At 64.8% G+C, this 20288-nt stretch carries 18 protein-coding genes; 16 read left to right on the top strand and 2 right to left on the bottom strand.

Annotated features, from left to right (window positions below; all coding sequences use genetic code 11):
- Positions 1-49 precede the first annotated feature (49 nt).
- From GB927_RS22320 to GB927_RS22285, 8 genes are all read left to right on the top strand, one after another.
- On the top strand, positions 50-3046 hold the full coding sequence (locus tag GB927_RS22320) for a 2-oxoglutarate dehydrogenase E1 component (protein WP_256119425.1): 2997 nt from the start codon (positions 50-52) through the stop codon (positions 3044-3046).
- 54 nt (positions 3047-3100) lie between these two features.
- Entirely contained in the window at positions 3101-4339 is a 1239-nt protein-coding gene (gene odhB, locus GB927_RS22315) for a 2-oxoglutarate dehydrogenase complex dihydrolipoyllysine-residue succinyltransferase (RefSeq protein ID WP_256119424.1), read from the top strand.
- Between the two features lie 12 nt (positions 4340-4351).
- Positions 4352-4765 (top strand): MAPEG family protein, encoded by a 414-nt coding sequence (locus tag GB927_RS22310; RefSeq protein ID WP_256119423.1) that lies wholly within the window; start codon positions 4352-4354, stop codon positions 4763-4765.
- A 14-nt stretch (positions 4766-4779) separates the two neighbouring features.
- Positions 4780-5424, top strand: coding sequence for a LysE family translocator (locus GB927_RS22305; protein WP_256119422.1), 645 nt, complete (start codon positions 4780-4782; stop codon positions 5422-5424).
- 3 nt (positions 5425-5427) lie between these two features.
- On the top strand, positions 5428-5919 hold the full coding sequence (locus GB927_RS22300; protein ID WP_256119421.1) for a hypothetical protein: 492 nt from the start codon (positions 5428-5430) through the stop codon (positions 5917-5919).
- Positions 5916-6668, top strand: coding sequence for an SDR family oxidoreductase (locus tag GB927_RS22295; protein WP_256119420.1), 753 nt, complete (start codon positions 5916-5918; stop codon positions 6666-6668). Before GB927_RS22300 ends, GB927_RS22295 begins: the two co-directional genes overlap by 4 nt.
- 23 nt (positions 6669-6691) lie before the next feature.
- The gene (lpdA, locus tag GB927_RS22290) at positions 6692-8098 is read left to right on the top strand and encodes a dihydrolipoyl dehydrogenase (protein WP_256119419.1); all 1407 of its coding nucleotides are present in this window, start codon (positions 6692-6694) and stop codon (positions 8096-8098) included.
- A 99-nt stretch (positions 8099-8197) separates the two neighbouring features.
- On the top strand, positions 8198-8695 hold the full coding sequence (locus GB927_RS22285) for a DUF2867 domain-containing protein (RefSeq protein WP_256119418.1): 498 nt from the start codon (positions 8198-8200) through the stop codon (positions 8693-8695).
- Here GB927_RS22285 and GB927_RS22280 read toward each other — a convergent pair.
- Both GB927_RS22280 and GB927_RS22275 read right to left on the bottom strand, forming a co-directional pair.
- On the bottom strand, positions 8673-9755 hold the full coding sequence (locus GB927_RS22280) for a TraB/GumN family protein (RefSeq protein ID WP_256119417.1): 1083 nt from the start codon (positions 9753-9755) through the stop codon (positions 8673-8675). The two genes, GB927_RS22285 and GB927_RS22280, sit on opposite strands and share 23 nt — an antisense overlap.
- A gap of 53 nt (positions 9756-9808) precedes the next feature.
- Positions 9809-10744 (bottom strand): tyrosine recombinase XerC, encoded by a 936-nt coding sequence (locus tag GB927_RS22275; protein WP_256119416.1) that lies wholly within the window; start codon positions 10742-10744, stop codon positions 9809-9811.
- 126 nt (positions 10745-10870) lie between these two features.
- Between GB927_RS22275 and GB927_RS22270 the strand changes: the two genes are divergently transcribed.
- The 8 genes from GB927_RS22270 to GB927_RS22235 all read left to right on the top strand — a co-directional run bounded on the left by GB927_RS22270 (position 10871) and on the right by GB927_RS22235 (position 20232).
- On the top strand, positions 10871-12007 hold the full coding sequence (locus GB927_RS22270; RefSeq protein ID WP_256119415.1) for an AAA family ATPase: 1137 nt from the start codon (positions 10871-10873) through the stop codon (positions 12005-12007).
- Between the two features lie 58 nt (positions 12008-12065).
- Positions 12066-14270, top strand: a complete 2205-nt coding sequence (locus GB927_RS22265; RefSeq protein WP_256119413.1) for a primosomal protein N' — start codon at positions 12066-12068, stop codon at positions 14268-14270.
- 105 nt (positions 14271-14375) lie between these two features.
- A complete protein-coding gene (locus tag GB927_RS22260) occupies positions 14376-14759 on the top strand; it encodes an AGROH133_08824 family phage infection protein (protein ID WP_256119412.1) in 384 nt (127 codons plus the stop codon).
- A gap of 262 nt (positions 14760-15021) precedes the next feature.
- Positions 15022-15588 (top strand): F0F1 ATP synthase subunit delta, encoded by a 567-nt coding sequence (locus GB927_RS22255; RefSeq protein WP_256119411.1) that lies wholly within the window; start codon positions 15022-15024, stop codon positions 15586-15588.
- The gene (gene atpA / locus GB927_RS22250) at positions 15588-17117 is read left to right on the top strand and encodes a F0F1 ATP synthase subunit alpha (protein ID WP_256119410.1); all 1530 of its coding nucleotides are present in this window, start codon (positions 15588-15590) and stop codon (positions 17115-17117) included. The genes GB927_RS22255 and atpA overlap by 1 nt, the downstream gene beginning before the upstream one ends.
- Positions 17118-17233: 116 nt before the next feature.
- Complete coding sequence (locus GB927_RS22245; RefSeq protein ID WP_256119409.1) at positions 17234-18115, top strand: F0F1 ATP synthase subunit gamma; 882 nt, start codon at positions 17234-17236, stop codon at positions 18113-18115.
- 26 nt (positions 18116-18141) lie between these two features.
- Entirely contained in the window at positions 18142-19755 is a 1614-nt protein-coding gene (gene atpD / locus GB927_RS22240) for a F0F1 ATP synthase subunit beta (RefSeq protein ID WP_256119408.1), read from the top strand.
- Positions 19756-19824: 69 nt separating this feature from the next.
- Complete coding sequence (locus tag GB927_RS22235; RefSeq protein ID WP_256119407.1) at positions 19825-20232, top strand: F0F1 ATP synthase subunit epsilon; 408 nt, start codon at positions 19825-19827, stop codon at positions 20230-20232.
- Positions 20233-20288 lie beyond the last annotated feature (56 nt).

Here is a 20288-nt window from a genome sequence, read left to right as displayed (position 1 = left end):
CCGGTCAACACGATCGTTCGGGAGGCGGGCGCGGCGCCCGCGAAACACCATGGCACGACTAGACGCCAACGAACAATTTCTCGCCACGTCCTTCCTTGACGGGGCGAACGCGGCCTATATCGAACAGCTCTACGCGAAGTATGAGGCGGACCCCGCTTCCGTCGGCGAAGAGTGGCAGGCCTTCTTCAAGGCGCTGGAAGACCAGCCCTCCGACATCGTGAAGGCCGCCAAGGGCGCCTCGTGGAAGCGCGCCAACTGGCCGATCGCGGCCAATGGCGAGCTCGTCTCGGCGCTCGACGGCAACTGGGGCGTCGTCGAGAAGGTGCTTGAGAAGAAGGTCCAGGCCAAGGCGGAAGCCGCCGCGGTCCAGACCGGCGCGCCCGTCAACCAGGCCGACGTCAACCAGGCGACGCGCGACTCGGTGCGCGCCATCATGATGATCCGCGCCTACCGCGCCCGCGGCCACCTGCATGCAAAGCTCGACCCGCTCGGCATCGCGGCACCCGTCGAGGACTATCACGAGCTTTCGCCCTCGAACTATGGTTTCGAGGACAAGGATCTTGATCGCAAGATCTTCATCGACAACGTGCTCGGCCTTGAATACGCGACGATCCGCGAGATGGTCGATATCCTCGAGCGCACCTATTGCTCGACGATCGGCGTCGAGTTCATGCACATTTCCAACCCGGAAGAAAAGGGCTGGATCCAGGAGCGCATCGAAGGCCAGAACAAGGGTGTCGATTTCACGCCGGAGGGCAAGAAGGCCATCCTGCAGAAGCTGATCGAGTCGGAAGGCTTCGAGCAGTTCATCGACGTCAAGTACAAGGGCACCAAGCGCTTCGGCCTCGATGGCGGTGAAGCGCTGATCCCGGCGCTCGAACAGATCATCAAGCGCGGCGGCCAGCTCGGCCTGAAGGAAATCGTGCTCGGCATGGCGCATCGCGGCCGCCTCAACGTTCTGACCAACGTGATGGCCAAGCCCCACCGCGCCGTCTTCCACGAGTTCAAGGGCGGCTCCTACGCGCCGGACGAAGTCGAAGGCTCCGGCGACGTGAAGTACCACCTCGGCGCCTCCTCGGACCGCGAGTTCGACGGCAACAAGGTGCACCTGTCGCTGACAGCGAACCCCTCTCACCTTGAGATCGTCAACCCGGTCGTCATGGGCAAGGCCCGCGCCAAGCAGGACCAGATGGCGAAGGTCTTCGAGGGCGACATCATCCCGCTCTTCGAACGCGCCCAGGTCATGCCGCTGCTTCTGCACGGCGATGCCGCCTTTGCCGGCCAGGGCGTGACGGCTGAAATCCTCGGCCTGTCGGGCCTGCGCGGCCACCGCGTCGCCGGCACGGTGCACGTCATCATCAACAACCAGATCGGTTTCACCACGAACCCGGCCTTCTCGCGCTCCTCGCCCTATCCCTCCGACGTGGCGAAGATGATCGAGGCGCCGATCTTTCATGTGAACGGCGACGATCCGGAAGCGGTGACCTACGCCGCCAAGATCGCCACCGAATTCCGCATGAAGTTCCACAAGCCGGTCGTGCTGGACATGTTCTGCTACCGCCGCTTCGGCCATAACGAAGGCGACGAGCCGGCGTTCACGCAGCCGAAGATGTACAAGGCGATCCGCGCCCACAAGACGGTCGTCAACATCTATGGCGCGCGCCTCATTGCCGAGGGCGTGATCAGTGAAGGCGAATTCGAGAAGATGAAGGCCGACTGGCGCGCCAATCTCGAACAGGAGTTCGAGGCCGGCCAGTCCTACAAGCCGAACAAGGCCGACTGGCTGGACGGTGCCTGGTCGGGCCTGCGCTCGGCCGACAACCAGGACGAACAGCGCCGCGGCAAGACCTCGGTGCCGATGAAGCAGCTCAAGGAAATCGGCCGCAAGATCTCGACGATCCCGGACGGTTTCAAGGCCCACAAGACCATCCAGCGGTTCATGGACAACCGCATGCAGATGGTGGAGACGGGCGAGGGCATCGACTGGGCGATGGGCGAAGCGCTTGCCTTCGGCACGCTCTGCGTCGAGGGCACGAAGATCCGCCTTTCCGGCCAGGATTGCGAACGCGGCACATTCTCGCAGCGCCATTCGGTGCTCTACGACCAGGAGACCGAAGACCGCTACATCCCGCTCGCCAACCTGGCGCCGACGCAGGCCCGCTACGAGGTCATCAACTCGATGCTCTCGGAAGAGGCCGTGCTCGGTTTCGAATATGGCTATTCGCTGGCCCGTCCGAATGCGCTGACGCTGTGGGAAGCCCAGTTCGGCGACTTCGCCAACGGTGCGCAGGTCGTCTTCGACCAGTTCATCTCGTCGGGCGAACGCAAGTGGCTGCGCATGTCGGGCCTCGTCTGCCTGCTGCCGCACGGCTATGAGGGCCAGGGTCCGGAACATTCCTCCGCCCGCCTCGAACGCTGGCTGCAGATGTGCGCCGAGGACAACATGCAGGTCGCCAACGTCACGACGCCGGCGAACTACTTCCACATCCTGCGCCGCCAGGTGAAACGCGACTTCCGCAAGCCGCTGATCATGATGACGCCGAAGTCGCTGCTGCGCCACAAGCGCGCCGTCTCCTCGCTGTCGGAAATGGCGGGCGAAAGCTCGTTCCACCGCCTGCTGTGGGACGACGCCGAGGTCATCAAGGACGGCCCGATCAAGTTGCAGAAGGACGCCAAGATTCGTCGCGTCGTGATGTGCTCGGGCAAGGTCTATTACGACCTTCTGGAAGAGCGCGAAAAGCGCGGCATCGACGACGTCTACCTGCTGCGCCTGGAACAGCTCTATCCGTTCCCGGCCAAGGCGCTGATCAACGAGCTGTCGCGTTTCCGCAATGCCGAGATGGTCTGGTGCCAGGAAGAGCCCAAGAACATGGGTGGCTGGGCGTTCATCGACCCCTATCTCGAATGGGTGCTCGCCCATATCGACGCCAAGTACCAGCGCGTGCGCTACACCGGCCGTCCGGCCGCGGCGTCGCCTGCAACGGGCCTGATGTCGAAGCACCTCGCGCAGCTCGCCGCCTTCCTCGAGGACGCGCTGGGCGGCTGATCCCGCCCTAGCACTCCGTAACCGCGACAAAGATACAACGAACGGAAAACACTCATGGCTACCGAAATCCGCGTCCCGACTTTGGGAGAATCCGTCAGCGAAGCGACCGTCGGCACCTGGTTCAAGAAGGTCGGCGACGTCATCAAGGCCGACGAGCCGCTCTGTGAGCTCGAAACCGACAAGGTGACGATCGAAGTGCCGGCACCGGCCGCTGGCGTCCTGTCGGAAATCGTCGCGAATGCCGGCGACACGGTCGAGCCGGGCGGCCTGCTCGGCCAGATCTCTGCGAGCGGTTCCGCCGGTGCCAGCGCGCCTGCCGCCGCCGAAAAGGTCGAGAAGGTTGCGGCCGCTCCGGCTGCCGAAGCCAAGCCCGCCGCGGCTGCGTCTTCCATGCCGGCTGCACCCTCGGCCGCCAAGCTGCTCGCCGAAAACAATATCTCCGCCGACCAGGTCGATGGTTCCGGCAAGCGCGGCCAGGTGCTGAAGGGCGACGTGCTCGCCGCTGTCGCCAAGGGTGTTACGGCCTCGACGCCGGCCGCTGCTGCCGAGCCGGTGAAGGTTGTCGCCCGTGCGGCCTCCTCCGAGGCTGATGCGCCGCGCGAAGAGCGCGTGAAGATGACGCGCCTGCGCCAGACGATCGCCCGCCGCCTCAAGGACGCGCAGAACACCGCCGCCATGCTCACCACCTACAACGAGGTGGACATGTCGGCCGTGATGGACCTGCGCAACCGCTACAAGGACCTGTTCGAGAAGAAGCACGGCGTGAAGCTCGGCTTCATGGGCTTCTTCACCAAGGCCGTGACGCACGCGCTGAAGGAACTGCCGGCTGTCAACGCCGAGATCGACGGCACCGACATCATCTACAAGAACTACTGCCACATCGGCGTCGCCGTCGGCACGGACAAGGGCCTCGTCGTTCCGGTCGTGCGCGATGCCGACCAGATGTCGATCGCCGAAATCGAAAAGGATATCGGTCGCCTCGGTAAGCTCGCCCGTGACGGCGCGCTCTCCATGGCCGACATGCAGGGCGGCACGTTCACCATTTCGAACGGCGGTGTCTACGGCTCGCTGATGTCCTCGCCGATCCTGAATGCCCCGCAGTCCGGCATCCTCGGCATGCACAAGATCCAGGAGCGCCCGGTCGTCGTCGGCGGCCAGATCGTCATCCGTCCGATGATGTATCTGGCGCTTTCCTACGATCACCGCATGGTCGACGGTAAGGAAGCCGTGACCTTCCTGGTCCGCGTCAAGGACAGCCTGGAAGATCCGGAACGCCTCGTTCTCGATCTCTAAAAGGGGATAGCCATGGAAGCGGCAGCGTCAGCGTCTTCGCCCATGCTCGTGCTTCTGGCATTGAGCGTGGCGCTGCTCGTCTTCCATATCGGGCTCCAGGGCGTGCTTTCCACGCGTGAACTCGGTTCCGCCTGGAATGCCGGCCCGCGGGATGGCGGGCGGGAGCCGACAGGCAAGCTTGCCGGACGCGCTGGCCGCGCGTCGGCCAATTTTCGGGAAACCTATCCCGGCTTCGTCGCCCTCGCCCTGGCGCTTGCCATCGCGGGTGATCCGGCGGGCTGGGGACTGGCCGGCGCCTGGCTGTGGTTTATCGCCCGGCTCGTCTATCTTCCGCTCTATCTGGCAGGCATTCCCTATATCCGTTCGATTGTCTGGCTCGTCGCGCTGGTGGGCCTCGCGGTCATGGCGGGCGTGGTCATCTTCTAGGAGACAGGTATCCCATGAGCAGCTATTTCCTGGAACTCGCCTCGTTGATGGCGATCTTTTCCTTCGCCATCGTCTCGCCGGGTGCCGACCTTGCCATGGTCATGCGCCAGTCGATCGTGCATGGGCGGCGCGCGGCGATCATCACGTCCTTCGGCGTCGGCACGTCGCTGATGTTCCACGTCACTTACACGATCCTCGGCCTCGGCCTCATCATTTCCCAGTCGATCTACCTCTTCAACATCGTGAAGTGGTGCGGCGTCGCTTACCTCATTTATATCGGCATCAAGGCCTTGCGTGCCGGCAAGACGGACATGTCCGTCGAGGCGGTGAAGGGCAACGAGGACGGCAAGGGCGAGCAGTCGGCGCTGCGCGCCTTCGGTCTCGGTTTCCTCGCCAATGCGCTGAACCCCAAGCCGGTCTTCTTCTTCCTGTCGATCTTCTCGACCGTCGTCAGTGCCCATACGCCGATCGCTATCAAGTTCGGCTACGGGCTCGTCATGGCCTCCTGCCTCATCGCCTGGTTCGTCGGCGTCTCGCTGTTCATGACGACCCCGCGCATGCGGGCCGCCTTCTCGCGCATGAGCCAGTGGATCGATCGCGCCAGCGGCCTCGTCTTCATCGCGCTCGGCATCAAGCTCGCCACGGAAAAGGCCCACTGAGCCATGCGCACCGCCCTCGTCGTCGCCGGACTTTTTGCCGCGACCGCCGCCTCTGCGGCGGAGTGCCGGCAGGACCGCGCGATCTATGCGGATCGCGACGGGGGCTATGAGCTGACCTTCGAACCGGTCGGGTCGAGTGCTGCCGCGACGAGCCATCATTTCAAGGTGAAGGTGCTCTCAAGCGGCGTGGTGCTCGACGGCATCGTGATGCCCGGCGACGATCCCGCGCGCTCCAACGGCATGGTCATGCACAATTGCCCGGAAGGCGACGTGACCGGCGAGGAAATCGCCGCCTGCACCGTCTGGGAAGGCGTGATCTATACGCTCGATGGGTCCGGTGGAGCAGACCTGCTGCCCGCCGAGGGCGCCACGGCGGCCGAAACGCTGTTGCTCGCCGGCTTCGGCCCGTCCCTGCGCTATTCGACGCTGTGGGACGAGGGCAAGGCCAAGGTGGCGCCCTGGGACGTGCTCAAGCGCAAGGGATGTGCCGCATGACGGAAGCGCCCGTTCTTCTCGTCACCGGCGGCAGCCGCGGCATCGGCGCCAGCGTCTGCCGCATGGCGGGCGCTGCCGGTTGGCAGGTCGCCGTGAACTATGTGTCGAACCTCGAAGCCGCTGAGGCGGTGGTCGCGGATATCCACGCCATGGGCGGCTCGGCGATCCCCGTTCAGGGCGATGTCGGCAGCGAACTCGGCCTCGCCAATATCTTCTCCACCATCGATGGTACGTTCGGCCGGCTCGAAGGGCTGGTGAACAATGCCGGCATCGTCGCCCTGCCGCAGCGCGTCGACGAAATGTCCGCCGAGCGGCTGGAGCGCATGTTCGCAGTCAATGTCATGGGCTCGATCCGCTGCGCCCAGGAGGCCGTGCGGCGCATGTCGACACGACATGGCGGCAAGGGTGGTTCGATCGTCAACATCTCGTCGGTGGCGGCGCAACTCGGCTCGGCCGGGCAATATGTCGACTATGCCGCGAGTAAAGGCGCCATTGAAAGTTTCACCATCGGGCTTGCCCGCGAGGTCGCGACGGAAGGCGTTCGCGTCAATCTCGTGCGCCCCGGCATCATCGACACCGATATCCACGCTTCCGGCGGCCTGCCGGACCGGGCGCGCGACATGGCGTCCCTCATCCCCATGCAGCGGCCGGGCACGGCCGATGAAGTCGCCCATTCCATTCTCTATCTTCTCTCCGATGCGGCATCCTACGTCACGGGTGCCGCCCTCAACGTCAGCGGCGGCCGCTAGGCCCCGCGCAGGAAGGACTTGTCATGGCATATGATCTCATCGTTATCGGTTCCGGCCCCGGCGGCTATGTCTGCGCCATCAAGGCGGCCCAGCTCGGCATGAAGGTTGCGGTCGTCGAGAAGCGCCAGACCTATGGCGGCACCTGCCTCAATGTCGGCTGCATCCCCTCCAAGGCGCTGCTGCATGCCTCCGAGGTCTACCACCAGGCCGGCCATGGCATGGAAGCCCTCGGCATCGACGGCGTGAAGCCGACGCTCAACCTGCCGAAAATGATGGCGCACAAGGATGCGACCGTGAAGTCGAATGTCGACGGCGTCGCCTTCCTGTTCAAGAAGAACAAGATCGACGGCATCCAGGGCACCGGCAAGGTGCTGGGTGCTGGCAAGGTCTCCGTCACCAACGACAAGGGCGAAGAGCAGGTTCTCGAAACCAAGAACATCGTCATCGCCACGGGTTCCGACGTCGCCGGCATTCCGGGCGTTCCCGTCGATATCGACGAGAAGGTCATCATCTCGTCCACCGGCGGCATCGCGCTCGAAAAGGTGCCGGGCCACCTCATCGTCGTCGGCGGCGGCGTGATCGGGCTGGAGCTCGGCTCGGTCTGGGCGCGTCTCGGCGCCAAGGTCACGGTCATCGAATATCTCGACACGATCCTCGGCGGCATGGACGGCGAGGTCTCCAAGCAGTTCCAGCGCATGCTCGCCAAGCAGGGCATGGAGTTCAAGCTCGGTGCGAAGGTGACGGGCGTGGAGAAGGCAGGTGCTGGCGCCAGGGTGACCTTCGAGCCGGTCAAGGGCGGCGATGCCGCCACGATCGAGGCGGACGTCGTGCTGATCGCCACCGGCCGCAAGCCCTACACCGAAGGCCTCGGCCTCAAGGAAGCCGGCGTCGCGCTGGACAACCGCGGCCGCGTCGAGATCGACAACCACTTCCAGACCAACGTTGCCGGCATCTATGCGCTCGGAGACGTGGTGCGCGGCCCGATGCTCGCCCACAAGGCGGAAGACGAGGGTGTCGCGGTTGCCGAAATCCTCGCCGGCCAGGCCGGCCATGTGAACTACGACGTCATTCCGGGCGTCGTCTACACCCAGCCGGAAGTCGCCTCCGTCGGCAAGACGGAAGAGGAGCTGAAGGCTGCGGGCGTCGCGTACAAGGCGGGGAAGTTCCCGTTCACCGCGAACGGCCGCGCCCGCGCCATGCTGGCGACCGACGGCTTCGTCAAGGTTCTGGCGGACAAGGAGACCGACCGCGTGCTCGGCGTGCACATCGTCGGCTTCGGCGCCGGCGAGATGATCCACGAGGCCGCCGTGCTGATGGAATTCGGCGGCTCCTCCGAAGACCTCGGCCGCACCTGCCACGCGCACCCGACCATGTCGGAAGCCGTCAAGGAAGCAGCGCTCGCGACCTTCTTCAAGCCGATCCATATGTGATCCGGATCATATGCGACAGGGGTGGGCGGCTGCGACAACCGGCCGCCTGTCCTCTCTGCTCGATCACGGGCACCATGCAGGCTGTAAAGGATGGCCTTCATGTCCCCCGTTTCGAGACCCGTCTCGCTTCCGCATCCGCTCCTGCCCGCCGCCGATTGGGCGGATCGCTTCACGCTCGGCCTGCCCGTCGATCATCTCACGGCGCGGGAGGCCGCACGGCTGGCGCTCGAACATCCGCCGGGCTGGGTTCGAAAGCTGATGGCACTGCGCAATGCGCTGGTCGCGCCCTTCGGCCTGAAGCGGGCGGCGGAACAGGCCGCGACATCGGCGGTGGAGATCGGCGGATTTCCGGTGGTGAGCGCCAGCGACGACCGGGTCGTGCTCGGTTTCGACGACAAGCATCTCGATTTCCGCATCGTCATCGATATCCGGCAGGATCGGCCGACCGGCCAGACCCTGAGCGTGATGACGCTCGTGCACCGCAACAACCTGCTCGGCCGGCTTTACCTCGCCGCCATCATGCCGTTCCACAAGCTGATCGTTCGCACCATGCTGTGCGGCGTGGGGCGCCGGGTCAGTTCACCGCGGTTACCGTAAAGCCCTGCTTGCGCAGGAGTTCGACGACGCCTTCCGGGCCGGCGAGATGCAGCGCGCCGACGGCGATGAAGACGTTGCCGTTTGCGAGGATCGGTGCGGCGCGTTCGGCCATCGTGTGGTTGCGGTCGATGATGATGCGCTGCTCGAAGTCGGCATAGGCCTTGGCGTCCTCGTCCGTCTCAGGCGCGGAAGCCCGCATCATCGGCATGATCATGCCGGTATCGCCGGCAAGGTAGAGCTGGCTCATCGTCTCGATGACATCCGTCAGCGTATCGCCGAGCTCCAGCGTCTGCACGAGGCCCTGGACCTGCGGTTCGACCGGCAGCGAATCGAGCGCGGAAATCTGCTCGATCAGCGTTTCGAGGCCTTTCAGCGTTTTGCCTTCGGCGAGCGCGGTCTTGGCGAGCTGCTGGTCGAGGAAGGCGGCGCCGGCCGTCTTGCGGGCGATCTCGCAGGCGGGCAGTGCGACGAAGCTTGCGATCATCCACGGCTTCATGCGGCCGACGGCGGCGAGCGACAGGCCGCGCCCCTTCAGGCCTTCCGCAAGCTTCTCCGCATCCTGCTTGTCGAGGAAATCGGTGATGGATTTTCCGTCGGTGAACATGGTGAGGTCCGGCCGCGCCATGATGGCGGCACCCGCCTTCTTCTCGTCGGCGATCTCGTCCGATTCGACGACGATGGTGGCGGCATCGGCATAGGCGGTGCGCGCCGCTTCCGGCATGGCGAGCACGCGCGGGTCCGTCACATGCATGGTGCCGAGCAGCCAGGAGGCGGGCTTGCCGTCCTTCTCGATCTTCCAGAAGATGCCCTTGCCGTTCGGCACGGCATCCGCCTCGGCGCGCAGCTTGGCGAAGCCGGCCGGGTCGTCCTTCTCGAATTTCGTCAGCAGGTTGTCGCCGCCGCACGCTGCAGGCTCCTGCGCATGGGCGGGGGAGAGGGTCGCCAGCACGACGAGGACGGAGAGGGCGATGAAGAGATGGATCGCGGCCAGCGCCCAGAGGCCGGCATCGGCCAGCCGGTCGGCCAGCACCATGCGGCTCTTGTGAAGAAGGACTGTCATGGTCGAACTCCCTGCATATTTTTGGCGACCCTAGCCGCAAGCCGTTAACGGATTCAGGCGCGGGGGTGGGCTCGGTCGTAGATTTCCAGCAGCCGGGCCGAATCGACGCCGGTATAGACCTGCGTGGTCGAGAGGCTGGCATGGCCGAGCAATTCCTGGATGGTGCGCAGGTCCCCGCCACCGGCGAGCAGATGCGTGGCGAAGGAATGGCGCAAAGCGTGCGGCGTGGCGCTGTCCGGCAGGCCGAGCGCGCTGCGCATCTTCTGCATCTCGCGCTGGATGATGGCCGGCTGCAACGGTCCGCCGCGCATGCCGCGAAACAGCGGCTTGTCATCGGCCAAGGGGATGGGGCAGAGTTTGATGTAATCCTCGACGCCGGTCAGCGCCGGCGCAATCAGCGGCACGATGCGCATCTTGTCGCCCTTGCCGGTGATGCGCAGCGACGTCGGCGTGCCGACGAAATCGGCCGGTGTCAGCGACAGCGCCTCGGAGATGCGCAGGCCGCAGCCGTAGAGGAGCGTCAACACTGCGGCATTGCGCACGCGGATCCAGGGCTCGTCGGCGAGCTGTTCGCTCGCATCGACGACGGCGATCGCCTGCCCGGCGGAGAGCGGCTTCGGCAGCGATTTCGGCTGTTTTGGCGAGCGCACGGCGGAGGCACCGGCCGCATTGGCAAGGCCCTTGCGTTCCAGGTGGCGCAGGAAAGAGCGCAGGCCGGCAAGGCCGCGGCCGAGCGTGCGCGCACCCGCACCATCGCGGCGCCGGCTGGCGAGAAAGCCGCGCAGGTCCGCCGGGCGCAGATCGCCGATGTCCTTGAGGCGTGCGGGGGCGGCAAGGTGCTGCGTCAGGAAGGTGAGGAACTGCCTCGTGTCGCGCTCGTAGGCGTCCAGCGTGTTCTCCGACAGCCGGCGCTCGTCGGCAAGCGATGCGAGCCAGCTCTGCCGCTCGGTCATCAGGGTCTGGTCGGCGATGATGAGAAGTTCGTTCATGGCATGCCCTTCGGCCGTTTGCCGCATGGTCGGTGATTTGCGTTAACGTTTGCTTCACCGGCCGCCTTCCTCTGGACATGGTGCCCGGTATAGAGACGATCGTGCTCCTGATTCCGGATACGCTTCATGCTGCTACGCTCCATGTCTGCCGAAAACTACCGTTCGCTGCGTTCGATCCGCATGGATCTCGGGCGGGTGAACCTGTTCGTCGGTGAGAACGGGGCGGGCAAGTCGAACCTCTATCGCTCGCTGCAACTGGTACAGGCGGCGGTGCGCGGCAATTTCGCCCATGAGATCGCGGCGGAGGGCGGCATGGCCTCGGCGCTGTGGACGGGCAAGCGGCGGGCGAACGAGCCGGTGCGCATCCGGCTGGAGGCCGAGCTGCTCGACGAGGACCGGGCGATCACCTTTCGCTATCGCGTCGAGGCGGGGTTGCGGCCACCGATCGATGCAGCGGGTTTCGCCTTCGAGCCGCAGGTTAAGGCCGAGGAATTGTCGATCGAAACCGGCCGCCGGCCGGTGACCATGATGAAACGCGGCGGGCCGGGCATCATGGTGCGCAGCGAGGCGGGCCGGATGGTGGAATATCCCGAACAGGCCCTGACCTCCGAGACCGCCATCGCACTTCTCGGCGATGCCGGCCATTATCCGGAGGTCGGCACGTTCCGCCGCGCGGTTTCGCAATGGCGGTTCTTCCATGGTTTCCGCTCGGATCGCGATTCGGCGCTGCGCCAACCCTGCCTTGCCGTCACCGCGCCGCTGCTCGACGAGGACGGGGCGAACATGGCGGCGGTGTTCGCGACGCTGAAATGGACGCGGGGCGACACGGTCGATCTCGACCGGGCGGTGGCGGATGCCTTTGGCGGTGCACGGCTTTCCGTGCCGGAGCCGGAGGAATTCGCCTCCTATGGGCTGACCTTCCCGCAGTTTCCCCAGCGCATCTTCCAGCCGCGCGAGCTTTCCGACGGGCAGATCCGTTTCCTGGCGCTCGCGGCTGCATTGCTTTCATACCGCACGCCGCCGTTGATCGCGTTGAACGAGCCGGAGGCGAGCCTCCATCCGGACATGCTGTTGCCGCTCGCCGAGATGATCGCGCGGGCCGCCGAGACGAGCCAGTTGTGGATCGTCACCCATTCGGAACGTCTGGCGCAGGAGGTGGAGACGCGCTGCGGCGTGCGGGCCAAGCGCGTCGTGCGCAATGACGGCGCGACCTGGATCGACGGCATGCGGCTGACCGGCGAGATGGACGAGGACGACGAATGAGCGGGCCGGCGATCTTTGCGGTTTTCTTCCCGCACCGGCGGGGGCATCTTCGCGGGCAATGAGCAGCGATTCGATCGACCTTTTCGGGGAGAAACTTTTTCCGCGCACGGTGCCTGTGATGGTGCCGGTGCCCACGCCCACGCCCTATTCCTATTCCGTGCCGGAGGGCATGGCGGTGGAGCCGGGCTCGATCGTGCAGGTGCCGCTCGGGCCGCGGCTGGTGCCGGGCGTCGTCTGGGATGGCGGCGATGACAGCCAAGTCGATCCGAAGAAGCTGCGGCCGATCGAGAAGGTCTTCGACTGCCCGCCGCTCTCCAAGGAGATGCGCGATTTCCTCGACTGGGTTTCCGCCTATACGGTGACGCCGCCGGGTCTCGTCGCCCGCATGGCGCTGCGCGCGCCGACGGCGTTCGATCCAGAGCCGATGATCGAGGGGCTGCGTTTTACGGGTCACCGGCCGGAGCGGCTGACGAGTGCCCGCGAGCGGGTGCTGGAAATGGTGGAGGACGGCATTCCGTGGACCCGCTCGGGTCTTGCGCACGCCGCAGGCACCTCGACGAGCGTCGTCGACGGGCTCGTGAAGCAGGGCAGCTTCGAGACCGTCTTCCTGCCGCCGCCGCCCGTCGTGGCGGTGCCCGATCCGGAGCATGTGGAGCCGAGGCTCGAAGGGCCACAGACGGAGAGTGCGGCGGAGCTTGTCGAGAGCGTGCGCGCCGGTGGCTTCAATGTCTCGCTGATCGACGGCATTACCGGTTCGGGCAAGACGGAGGTCTATTTCGAGGCGATTGCCGAGACGCTGCGGCGGGGCAAACAGGTGCTGATCCTGCTGCCGGAAATCGCGCTGACGGCAAGTTTCCTCGAACGTTTCCAGGATCGGTTTGGCGCAAAGCCCGCCGAATGGCATTCCGATCTCGCGCCCCGCATCCGTGAAAAGGTCTGGCGGCAGGTGACGATGGGGGATGTGCGGGTCGTGGCCGGCGCGCGTTCGGCGCTGTTCCTGCCCTTCGAGAATCTCGGCCTCGTCATTGTCGATGAGGAGCACGACCCGGCCTACAAGCAGGAGGACCGCGTCTTCTACAATGCGCGCGACATGGCGGTGGTGCGGGCGCGCATCGGCGATTTCCCGGCCGTGCTCGTCTCGGCGACGCCCTCGGTCGAAAGCCGGGTCAACAGCGATGTCGGGCGCTATCGCAAGCTGCACCTACCGACGCGCTACGGCGACGCCGCTCTGCCGGACCTGCACCTCGTCGACATGCGGCGCCATCCGCCGGCGCGCGGCGGGTTTCTTTCGCCGGTCATGCTGCGCGGCATCGCCCGCACCATCGAGAAGCAGCAGCAGGCGCTGCTTTTCCTCAATCGTCGCGGTTATGCGCCGCTGACGCTTTGCCGGGTCTGCGGCCATCGGTTCCAGTGCCCGCAATGCTCAAGCTGGCTGGTCGAGCACCGGTTTCGCGGGCAGATCCAGTGCCATCATTGCGGCTATGCCGAGCGCACGCCGGAAGCCTGCCCGGAATGCGGCACCTTCGATCACCTCGCCGCCTGCGGGCCGGGCGTGGAACGCATCGCGGAGGAGGTCGAGAAACATTTTCCGGAGGCGCGCACCATCGTGCTCTCCTCCGACCTGATGGGCGTGAAGCGGCTCAGGCTGGAGCTGGAGGCGATTGCGCGCGGCGAGGCGGATATCGTCATCGGCACGCAGCTCGTCGCCAAAGGGCACAATTTCCCACTGATGTCGCTGGTCGGTGTCGTCGATGCGGATCTCGGGCTTTCGAACGGCGATCCGCGCGCGGCGGAGCGGACGTTCCAGCTGCTCTCGCAGGTGACGGGGCGCGCGGGGCGCTCCGGCCTCAAGAGCCACGGCCTCATCCAGACCTACCAGCCGCTGCACCCCGTCATGCAGGCGATCGTGTCGGGCGATGCGCAGGCTTTTTACGACCGTGAGATCGGCGAGCGGGAAAAGGCGCTGCTGCCGCCGTTCGGCCGGCTCGCCTCGGTCATCGTCTCGGCCGATACCCGCGGCGAGGCGGAGATGCATGCGCGCGGGCTGCGGCAGGCCGCGCCCGATGTGGACGGCATCTCGATCCTCGGCCCGGCGGAGGCACCGCTGGCGCTCGTGCGCGGCCGCCATCGTTTTCGCCTGCTGATCCACGGGCGGCGCAACAGTGACATGCAGACGTTTCTGCGCACCATGCTCGCCAACGGGCCGAAGGAACGGGCCTCGCTTCAGGTGCAGCTCGATATCGATCCGCAGAGTTTCCTCTGAGCGCCATGGTTAACAAAGAGTTGTGCGAAGTTGGCGCGCCCGCTTCTGCGCCTTTCGCGCCTGTGCGATAGAGGGGCGGGCGAGCACAACCGGAGAAACGTCGCGATGGAATTCTACATCCCCACCGAAACGGGCGAGCTGCTCGCATTCTCGGCGGCCATCGTGACCGCGCTTTTCGGCCTCTTCGCACTCTTTGCGCCCGGCACGGCGTTGAAGCTCGCCGGCCTCCAGACCCGCGAGGCGAGCCGCGAAGGGTATGCCTTCGCCCGCTCGGCCGGCGGTTTCTATGCGGGGCTCGCCATCGTCGCGCTGATGATGGCGCAGAGTTGGATCTATATGGGCATCGGCGGCGGCTTCGCGCTCGCTGCATTCGGCCGCATTCTCTCGCTGATGTCTGACGGGTCCTTCACGCTGAAAAACCTCGTCGTGCTCCTCGTGCAGGCGGGCCTTGCCGCGCTGCCTTTGGCCTATGCATTCGGCTTCATCTGAGCGAAAAACCGGCCCGGCCTGCCTCGGCGACAGCAGAACATAGTCTGCGCAGTCAACTTTTGCTCCGACTATGGCCGACTTATGGCGCATTCCTGCGCCGCGTGTGTTGCGAGTCCCGGTTTCCTATGCTAGACGAACCGCGAAATTCAGAAAAAACGGGCTTCAAAGCCTGTGGGAACTGAAGATTACCGCAACGATTTCAGAGGGTTAGGACTGTAGCCTCGCTACCGCCCCGCTTTCTGGATGAAAAGAAGAGAAGCTTGTGCCCGTGGCAGACACATCCCAGCTCGTTTCCGGTGTTGCAGAAAGATACGCGTCCTCGCTTTTCGACCTCGCTCAGGAAGCCGGTTCGGCTGACAGTGTCGGTGCCGATCTCGCCCGTTTCCAGGCGCTGATCGACGGGAGCGAAGACCTCAAGCGGCTGATCCTCAGCCCTGTCTTCTCCGCCGAAGATCAGACCAAGGCCATTGCCGCCGTTGCCGCCAAAGCCGGCATCACGGGCCTCGTGGCAAACTTCCTCAAGGTGGTTGCGTCAAATCGCCGCCTGTTCGCCGTTCCGGGCATGATCAAGGCCTACCGCGTCATCGCGGCCCGCGCCCGCGGCGAAATCACGGCCGATGTCACCTCGGCCCATGCGCTGACCGCAGCGCAGGAAACAGAATTGAAGGCGGCGCTGAAAGGCGTCACCGGCAAAGACGTGACGATCGCCGTCACCGTCGACCCGTCCATTCTCGGTGGACTGATCGTCAAGGTGGGTTCCCGCCAGATCGACACGTCCCTTCGCACCAAACTCTCTACTCTTAAGCTTGCACTGAAAGAGGTCGGCTGATGGATATCCGCGCCGCGGAAATTTCCGCAATTCTCAAAGATCAGATCAAAAACTTCGGCAAAGAGGCGGAAGTCTCGGAAGTCGGCCAGGTGCTCTCCGTCGGTGACGGCATTGCCCGCGTTTATGGCCTCGACAATGTCCAGGCCGGCGAAATGGTGGAATTCCCGGGTGGCATCCGTGGCATGGCGCTGAACCTCGAAAGCGACAACGTCGGTGTCGTTATTTTCGGTTCGGACCGTGACATCAAGGAGGGCGACACCGTCAAGCGGACGGGCGCCATCGTGGACGTGCCGGTCGGTCCGGAACTGCTCGGCCGCGTCGTTGACGCGCTCGGCAACCCGATCGACGGCAAAGGCCCGATCAATGCCAAGCTGCGCTCGCGCGTCGACGTCAAGGCTCCGGGCATCATTCCGCGCAAGTCGGTGCATGAGCCGATGTCGACCGGCCTCAAGGCCATCGACGCCCTCATCCCGGTCGGCCGCGGCCAGCGCGAGCTGGTCATCGGCGACCGCCAGACCGGCAAGACCGCGATCATTCTGGACGCGATCCTGAACCAGAAGGCGATCCACGATAACGGCCCGGAAGGCGACAAGCTTTACTGCGTCTACGTCGCTATCGGCCAGAAGCGTTCGACCGTTGCCCAGTTCGTGAAGGTTCTCGAAGAGCGCGGCGCGCTCCAGTACTCGATCATCGTTGCTGCAACCGCCTCCGACCCGGCGCCGATGCAGTATCTCGCACCGTTCGCCGGTTGCGCGATGGGCGAATATTTCCGTGACAACGGCAAGCACGCCCTCATCGGCTACGACGACCTTTCCAAGCAGGCCGTCTCCTACCGCCAGATGTCGCTGCTTCTGCGCCGCCCGCCGGGCCGCGAAGCCTATCCGGGCGACGTCTTCTACCTGCATTCGCGTCTCCTCGAGCGCGCTGCAAAGCTCAACGACGACATGGGCGCTGGCTCGCTGACGGCTCTGCCGGTCATCGAAACCCAGGGTAATGACGTGTCCGCGTTCATCCCGACCAACGTGATCTCGATCACCGACGGCCAGATCTTCCTTGAAACGGACCTGTTCTACCAGGGTATCCGCCCGGCCGTGAACGTCGGTCTGTCGGTGTCCCGCGTGGGCTCGTCCGCACAGATCAAGGCGATGAAGCAGGTTGCCGGCTCGATCAAGGGCGAACTTGCCCAGTATCGCGAAATGGCAGCCTTCGCCCAGTTCGGCTCGGACCTCGACGCCGCGACGCAGCGCCTGCTCAACCGCGGTGCACGCCTGACCGAACTCCTGAAGCAGCCGCAGTTCTCGCCGCTGAAGACGGAAGAGCAGGTCGTGGTGATCTTCGCCGGCGTCAACGGTTACCTCGACAAGATCGCGGTCAACCAGGTCGGCAAGTTCGAGCAGGGCGTGCTCGGCTACTTCCGCTCCGAGGGCAAGGACATCCTCGACAAGATCCGCACCGAAAAGGCGATCAGCGACGACACCAAGGGCAAGCTCAAGGCCGCCCTCGATGCCTTCGCCAAGACCTTCGGCTGAGGCTACGGTTCGAGCCCTGCGCGCTAAGCTGGCGCGCAGGCAGCCCGGGAACTTTGATTGACGCATGATCCGCTCAGAGGGTTTTCTGGGAGATCATGTCACAGGACGGAAAACGGATGCCTTCACTTAAGGATCTGAAAAACCGGATCGCCTCCGTCAAGGCGACGCAGAAGATCACCAAGGCGATGAAAATGGTCGCCGCGGCGAAGCTTCGGCGTGCCCAGGAAGCGGCCGAGGCCGCCCGGCCCTATTCGCAGCGCATGAGCGCCGTTCTCGCCAACATCGCCCAGGCCGTCGGCCAGGACGATTCGGCGCCGCGCCTCATGACCGGCACGGGCAAGGACCAGGTTCATCTGCTCGTCGTCTGCACGGCCGAACGCGGCCTGTGCGGCGGCTTCAACTCGCAGATTGCGCGTCTGGCGCGTGACCATACCCGCAAGCTTCTGGCGAGCGGCAAGACGGTCAAGATCATCTGCGTCGGCAAGAAGGGTTTCGATATCCTGCGTCGCGAATTCGCGTCGCTGATCATCGACCGCGTCGACCTGCGTGAAGTCAAGCGCATCAACTTCGCAAATGCTGACCAGGTCGGCCGCAAGGTCATCGGCCTGTTCGAAAAGGGCGAGTTCGACGTCTGCACGCTGTTCTATTCCGAGTTCAAGTCGGTCATTTCGCAGATCCCGACCGCGCTCCAGCTCATCCCGGCCTCCGCTCCCGCGGCCGTCGCCGAGACGACCGGTGCAACGGCGATCTACGACTACGAGCCGGATGCCGGCGCGATCCTCGGCGATCTCATCCCGCGCAACATTTCCGTCCAGATCTTCCGGGCCCTGCTCGAGAACGTCGCCGGCGAAATGGGCGCCAAGATGAGCGCCATGGACAACGCGACCCGCAATGCTGGTGAAATGATCAACAAGCTGACGCTCAACTACAACCGTCAGCGCCAGGCTCAGATCACCAAGGAACTCATCGAAATCATCTCGGGCGCTGAAGCGCTCTAAGGACCAGGACAAAGAGGGTAAGAGATATGGCTAAGGCAGCTACCCCGAAGGACACCGCAGCGGCGAAGAAGCCGGCTGCGACCAAGACGGCAGCAGCAGCGGCGGCTCCGGTCGCAGCAGCAGCAACCAAGGCTCCGGCCGCAAAGGCAACCGCTGCCAAGGCACCGGCTGCGAAGACCGCTGTCGCCAAGGCCGCTACGAAGGCTGCGGCTCCGGCTGCATTCGTTGCGACCGGCCGCGTGACGCAGGTCATCGGCGCCGTCGTCGACGTTTCGTTCGATGGCGAACTGCCGCAGATCCTGAACGCGCTGGAAACCGACAACAACGGCAACCGCCTCGTTCTCGAAGTCGCCCAGCACCTCGGCGAAAACACCGTTCGCACGATCGCCATGGACTCGACCGAAGGTCTCGTCCGCGGTCAGCCGGTCGCCAACACCGGCGCCCCGATCACCGTTCCGGTCGGCCCGGAAACGCTCGGCCGCATCATGAACGTCATCGGCGAGCCCGTCGACGAAGCCGGCCCGCTGGTGACCGCCGGCAAGCGCGCCATCCACCAGGATGCGCCGTCCTATGTCGAGCAGTCGACGGAAGCCCAGATCCTCGTCACCGGCATCAAGGTCGTCGACCTGCTGGCGCCCTACGCAAAGGGCGGCAAGATCGGCCTCTTCGGCGGTGCAGGCGTCGGTAAGACCGTTCTCATCATGGAACTGATCAACAACGTCGCCAAGGCGCACGGTGGTTACTCGGTGTTCGCAGGCGTGGGTGAACGTACCCGCGAAGGCAACGACCTCTACCACGAAATGATCGAATCCGGCGTGAACAAGCACGGCGGCGGCGAAGGCTCCAAGGCTGCCCTCGTTTACGGCCAGATGAACGAACCGCCGGGCGCACGCGCTCGCGTCGCCCTGACCGGCCTGACGATCGCTGAAGACTTCCGCGACAAGGGCCAGGACGTTCTGTTCTTCGTCGACAACATCTTCCGCTTCACGCAGGCCGGTTCCGAAGTGTCCGCTCTGCTCGGCCGTATCCCGTCGGCCGTGGGCTATCAGCCGACGCTCGCCACGGACATGGGCCAGATGCAGGAACGCATCACCACGACGACCAAGGGCTCGATCACCTCGGTTCAGGCCATCTACGTTCCCGCCGACGACTTGACCGACCCGGCGCCGGCAACCTCGTTCGCCCACCTGGACGCAACGACGGTTCTGTCGCGCTCGATCGCCGAAAAGGGCATCTACCCGGCCGTGGACCCGCTCGACTCGACCTCGCGCATGCTCGACCCGATGGTTGTCGGCGAAGAGCACTATGAAGTCGCCCGCAAGGTCCAGACGACCCTGCAGCGCTACAAGTCGCTCCAGGACATCATCGCCATCCTGGGCATGGACGAACTGTCGGAAGACGACAAGATCGCCGTTGCCCGCGCCCGCAAGATCGAGCGCTTCCTGTCCCAGCCGTTCTTCGTTGCCGAAGTCTTCACCGGTTCGCCGGGCAAGCTCGTCGCCCTCGAAGACACGATCAAGGGCTTCAAGGGCCTCGTCAACGGCGAGTACGACCACCTGCCGGAAGCCGCCTTCTACATGGTCGGTTCCATGGAAGAAGCGGTCGAAAAGGCCAAGAAGCTGGCTGCCGAAGCCGCTTGATGAACTTGGGGCGCCCTGAACCGGGCGCCCTGTTTCCCGGCCGAATGAAATCAGAAGAAGTGAATGGTCATGGCTGACAGTTTCAACTTTGAACTCGTTTCTCCCGAGCGCCTGCTGGTTTCCGGCAGCGTCAGCTCCGTCGTCATTCCGGCGACCGAAGGCGAAATGACCGTCATGGCCAACCATGCGCCGACCATGACGACGATCAAGCCGGGTGTCGCCACCGTGACGTTCGCGGACGGCAAGAAGGACCGCTACGTGGTCTTCGGCGGTTTCGCCGACATCCTGCCGACCGGCTGCACGCTGCTGGCCGAATCGGCCGTGCATGTCGACGAGATCAAGAGCGAAGACATCACGCGCCGGATCGAGGCGACCCGCGCCGAGCTTGAGCATGCGTCCTCGGACGAACACAAGTTTGGCATCGAGAGCTACCTCGCGCAGCTCACCACGCTGCAGGGCACGCTCCTGCCGGCCTGATCCGAACCCGGATTTCGCAGACACCAAACCCGCTTCGGCGGGTTTTTTGTTGCGCT

The sequence above is a fragment of the Shinella lacus genome, assembly GCF_010994755.1.
GTDB classification, from domain to species: domain Bacteria; phylum Pseudomonadota; class Alphaproteobacteria; order Rhizobiales; family Rhizobiaceae; genus Shinella; species Shinella lacus.
This window is presented reverse-complemented; position numbering and strand designations above follow the sequence as displayed.

Coding starts and splice junctions, on each gene's coding strand:
- atpA (WP_256119410.1), top strand. CDS start 15,588: ATGGATATCCGCGCCGCGGAAATTTCCGCAATTCTCAAAGATCAGATC.
- odhB (WP_256119424.1), top strand. CDS start 3,101: ATGGCTACCGAAATCCGCGTCCCGACTTTGGGAGAATCCGTCAGCGAA.
- GB927_RS22280 (WP_256119417.1), bottom strand. CDS start 9,755: ATGACAGTCCTTCTTCACAAGAGCCGCATGGTGCTGGCCGACCGGCTG.
- GB927_RS22235 (WP_256119407.1), top strand. CDS start 19,825: ATGGCTGACAGTTTCAACTTTGAACTCGTTTCTCCCGAGCGCCTGCTG.
- GB927_RS22285 (WP_256119418.1), top strand. CDS start 8,198: ATGTCCCCCGTTTCGAGACCCGTCTCGCTTCCGCATCCGCTCCTGCCC.
- GB927_RS22305 (WP_256119422.1), top strand. CDS start 4,780: ATGAGCAGCTATTTCCTGGAACTCGCCTCGTTGATGGCGATCTTTTCC.
- GB927_RS22320 (WP_256119425.1), top strand. CDS start 50: ATGGCACGACTAGACGCCAACGAACAATTTCTCGCCACGTCCTTCCTT.
- GB927_RS22270 (WP_256119415.1), top strand. CDS start 10,871: ATGCTGCTACGCTCCATGTCTGCCGAAAACTACCGTTCGCTGCGTTCG.
- GB927_RS22310 (WP_256119423.1), top strand. CDS start 4,352: ATGGAAGCGGCAGCGTCAGCGTCTTCGCCCATGCTCGTGCTTCTGGCA.
- GB927_RS22260 (WP_256119412.1), top strand. CDS start 14,376: ATGGAATTCTACATCCCCACCGAAACGGGCGAGCTGCTCGCATTCTCG.
- GB927_RS22300 (WP_256119421.1), top strand. CDS start 5,428: ATGCGCACCGCCCTCGTCGTCGCCGGACTTTTTGCCGCGACCGCCGCC.
- GB927_RS22275 (WP_256119416.1), bottom strand. CDS start 10,744: ATGAACGAACTTCTCATCATCGCCGACCAGACCCTGATGACCGAGCGG.
- lpdA (WP_256119419.1), top strand. CDS start 6,692: ATGGCATATGATCTCATCGTTATCGGTTCCGGCCCCGGCGGCTATGTC.
- GB927_RS22295 (WP_256119420.1), top strand. CDS start 5,916: ATGACGGAAGCGCCCGTTCTTCTCGTCACCGGCGGCAGCCGCGGCATC.
- GB927_RS22265 (WP_256119413.1), top strand. CDS start 12,066: ATGAGCAGCGATTCGATCGACCTTTTCGGGGAGAAACTTTTTCCGCGC.
- GB927_RS22245 (WP_256119409.1), top strand. CDS start 17,234: ATGCCTTCACTTAAGGATCTGAAAAACCGGATCGCCTCCGTCAAGGCG.
- atpD (WP_256119408.1), top strand. CDS start 18,142: ATGGCTAAGGCAGCTACCCCGAAGGACACCGCAGCGGCGAAGAAGCCG.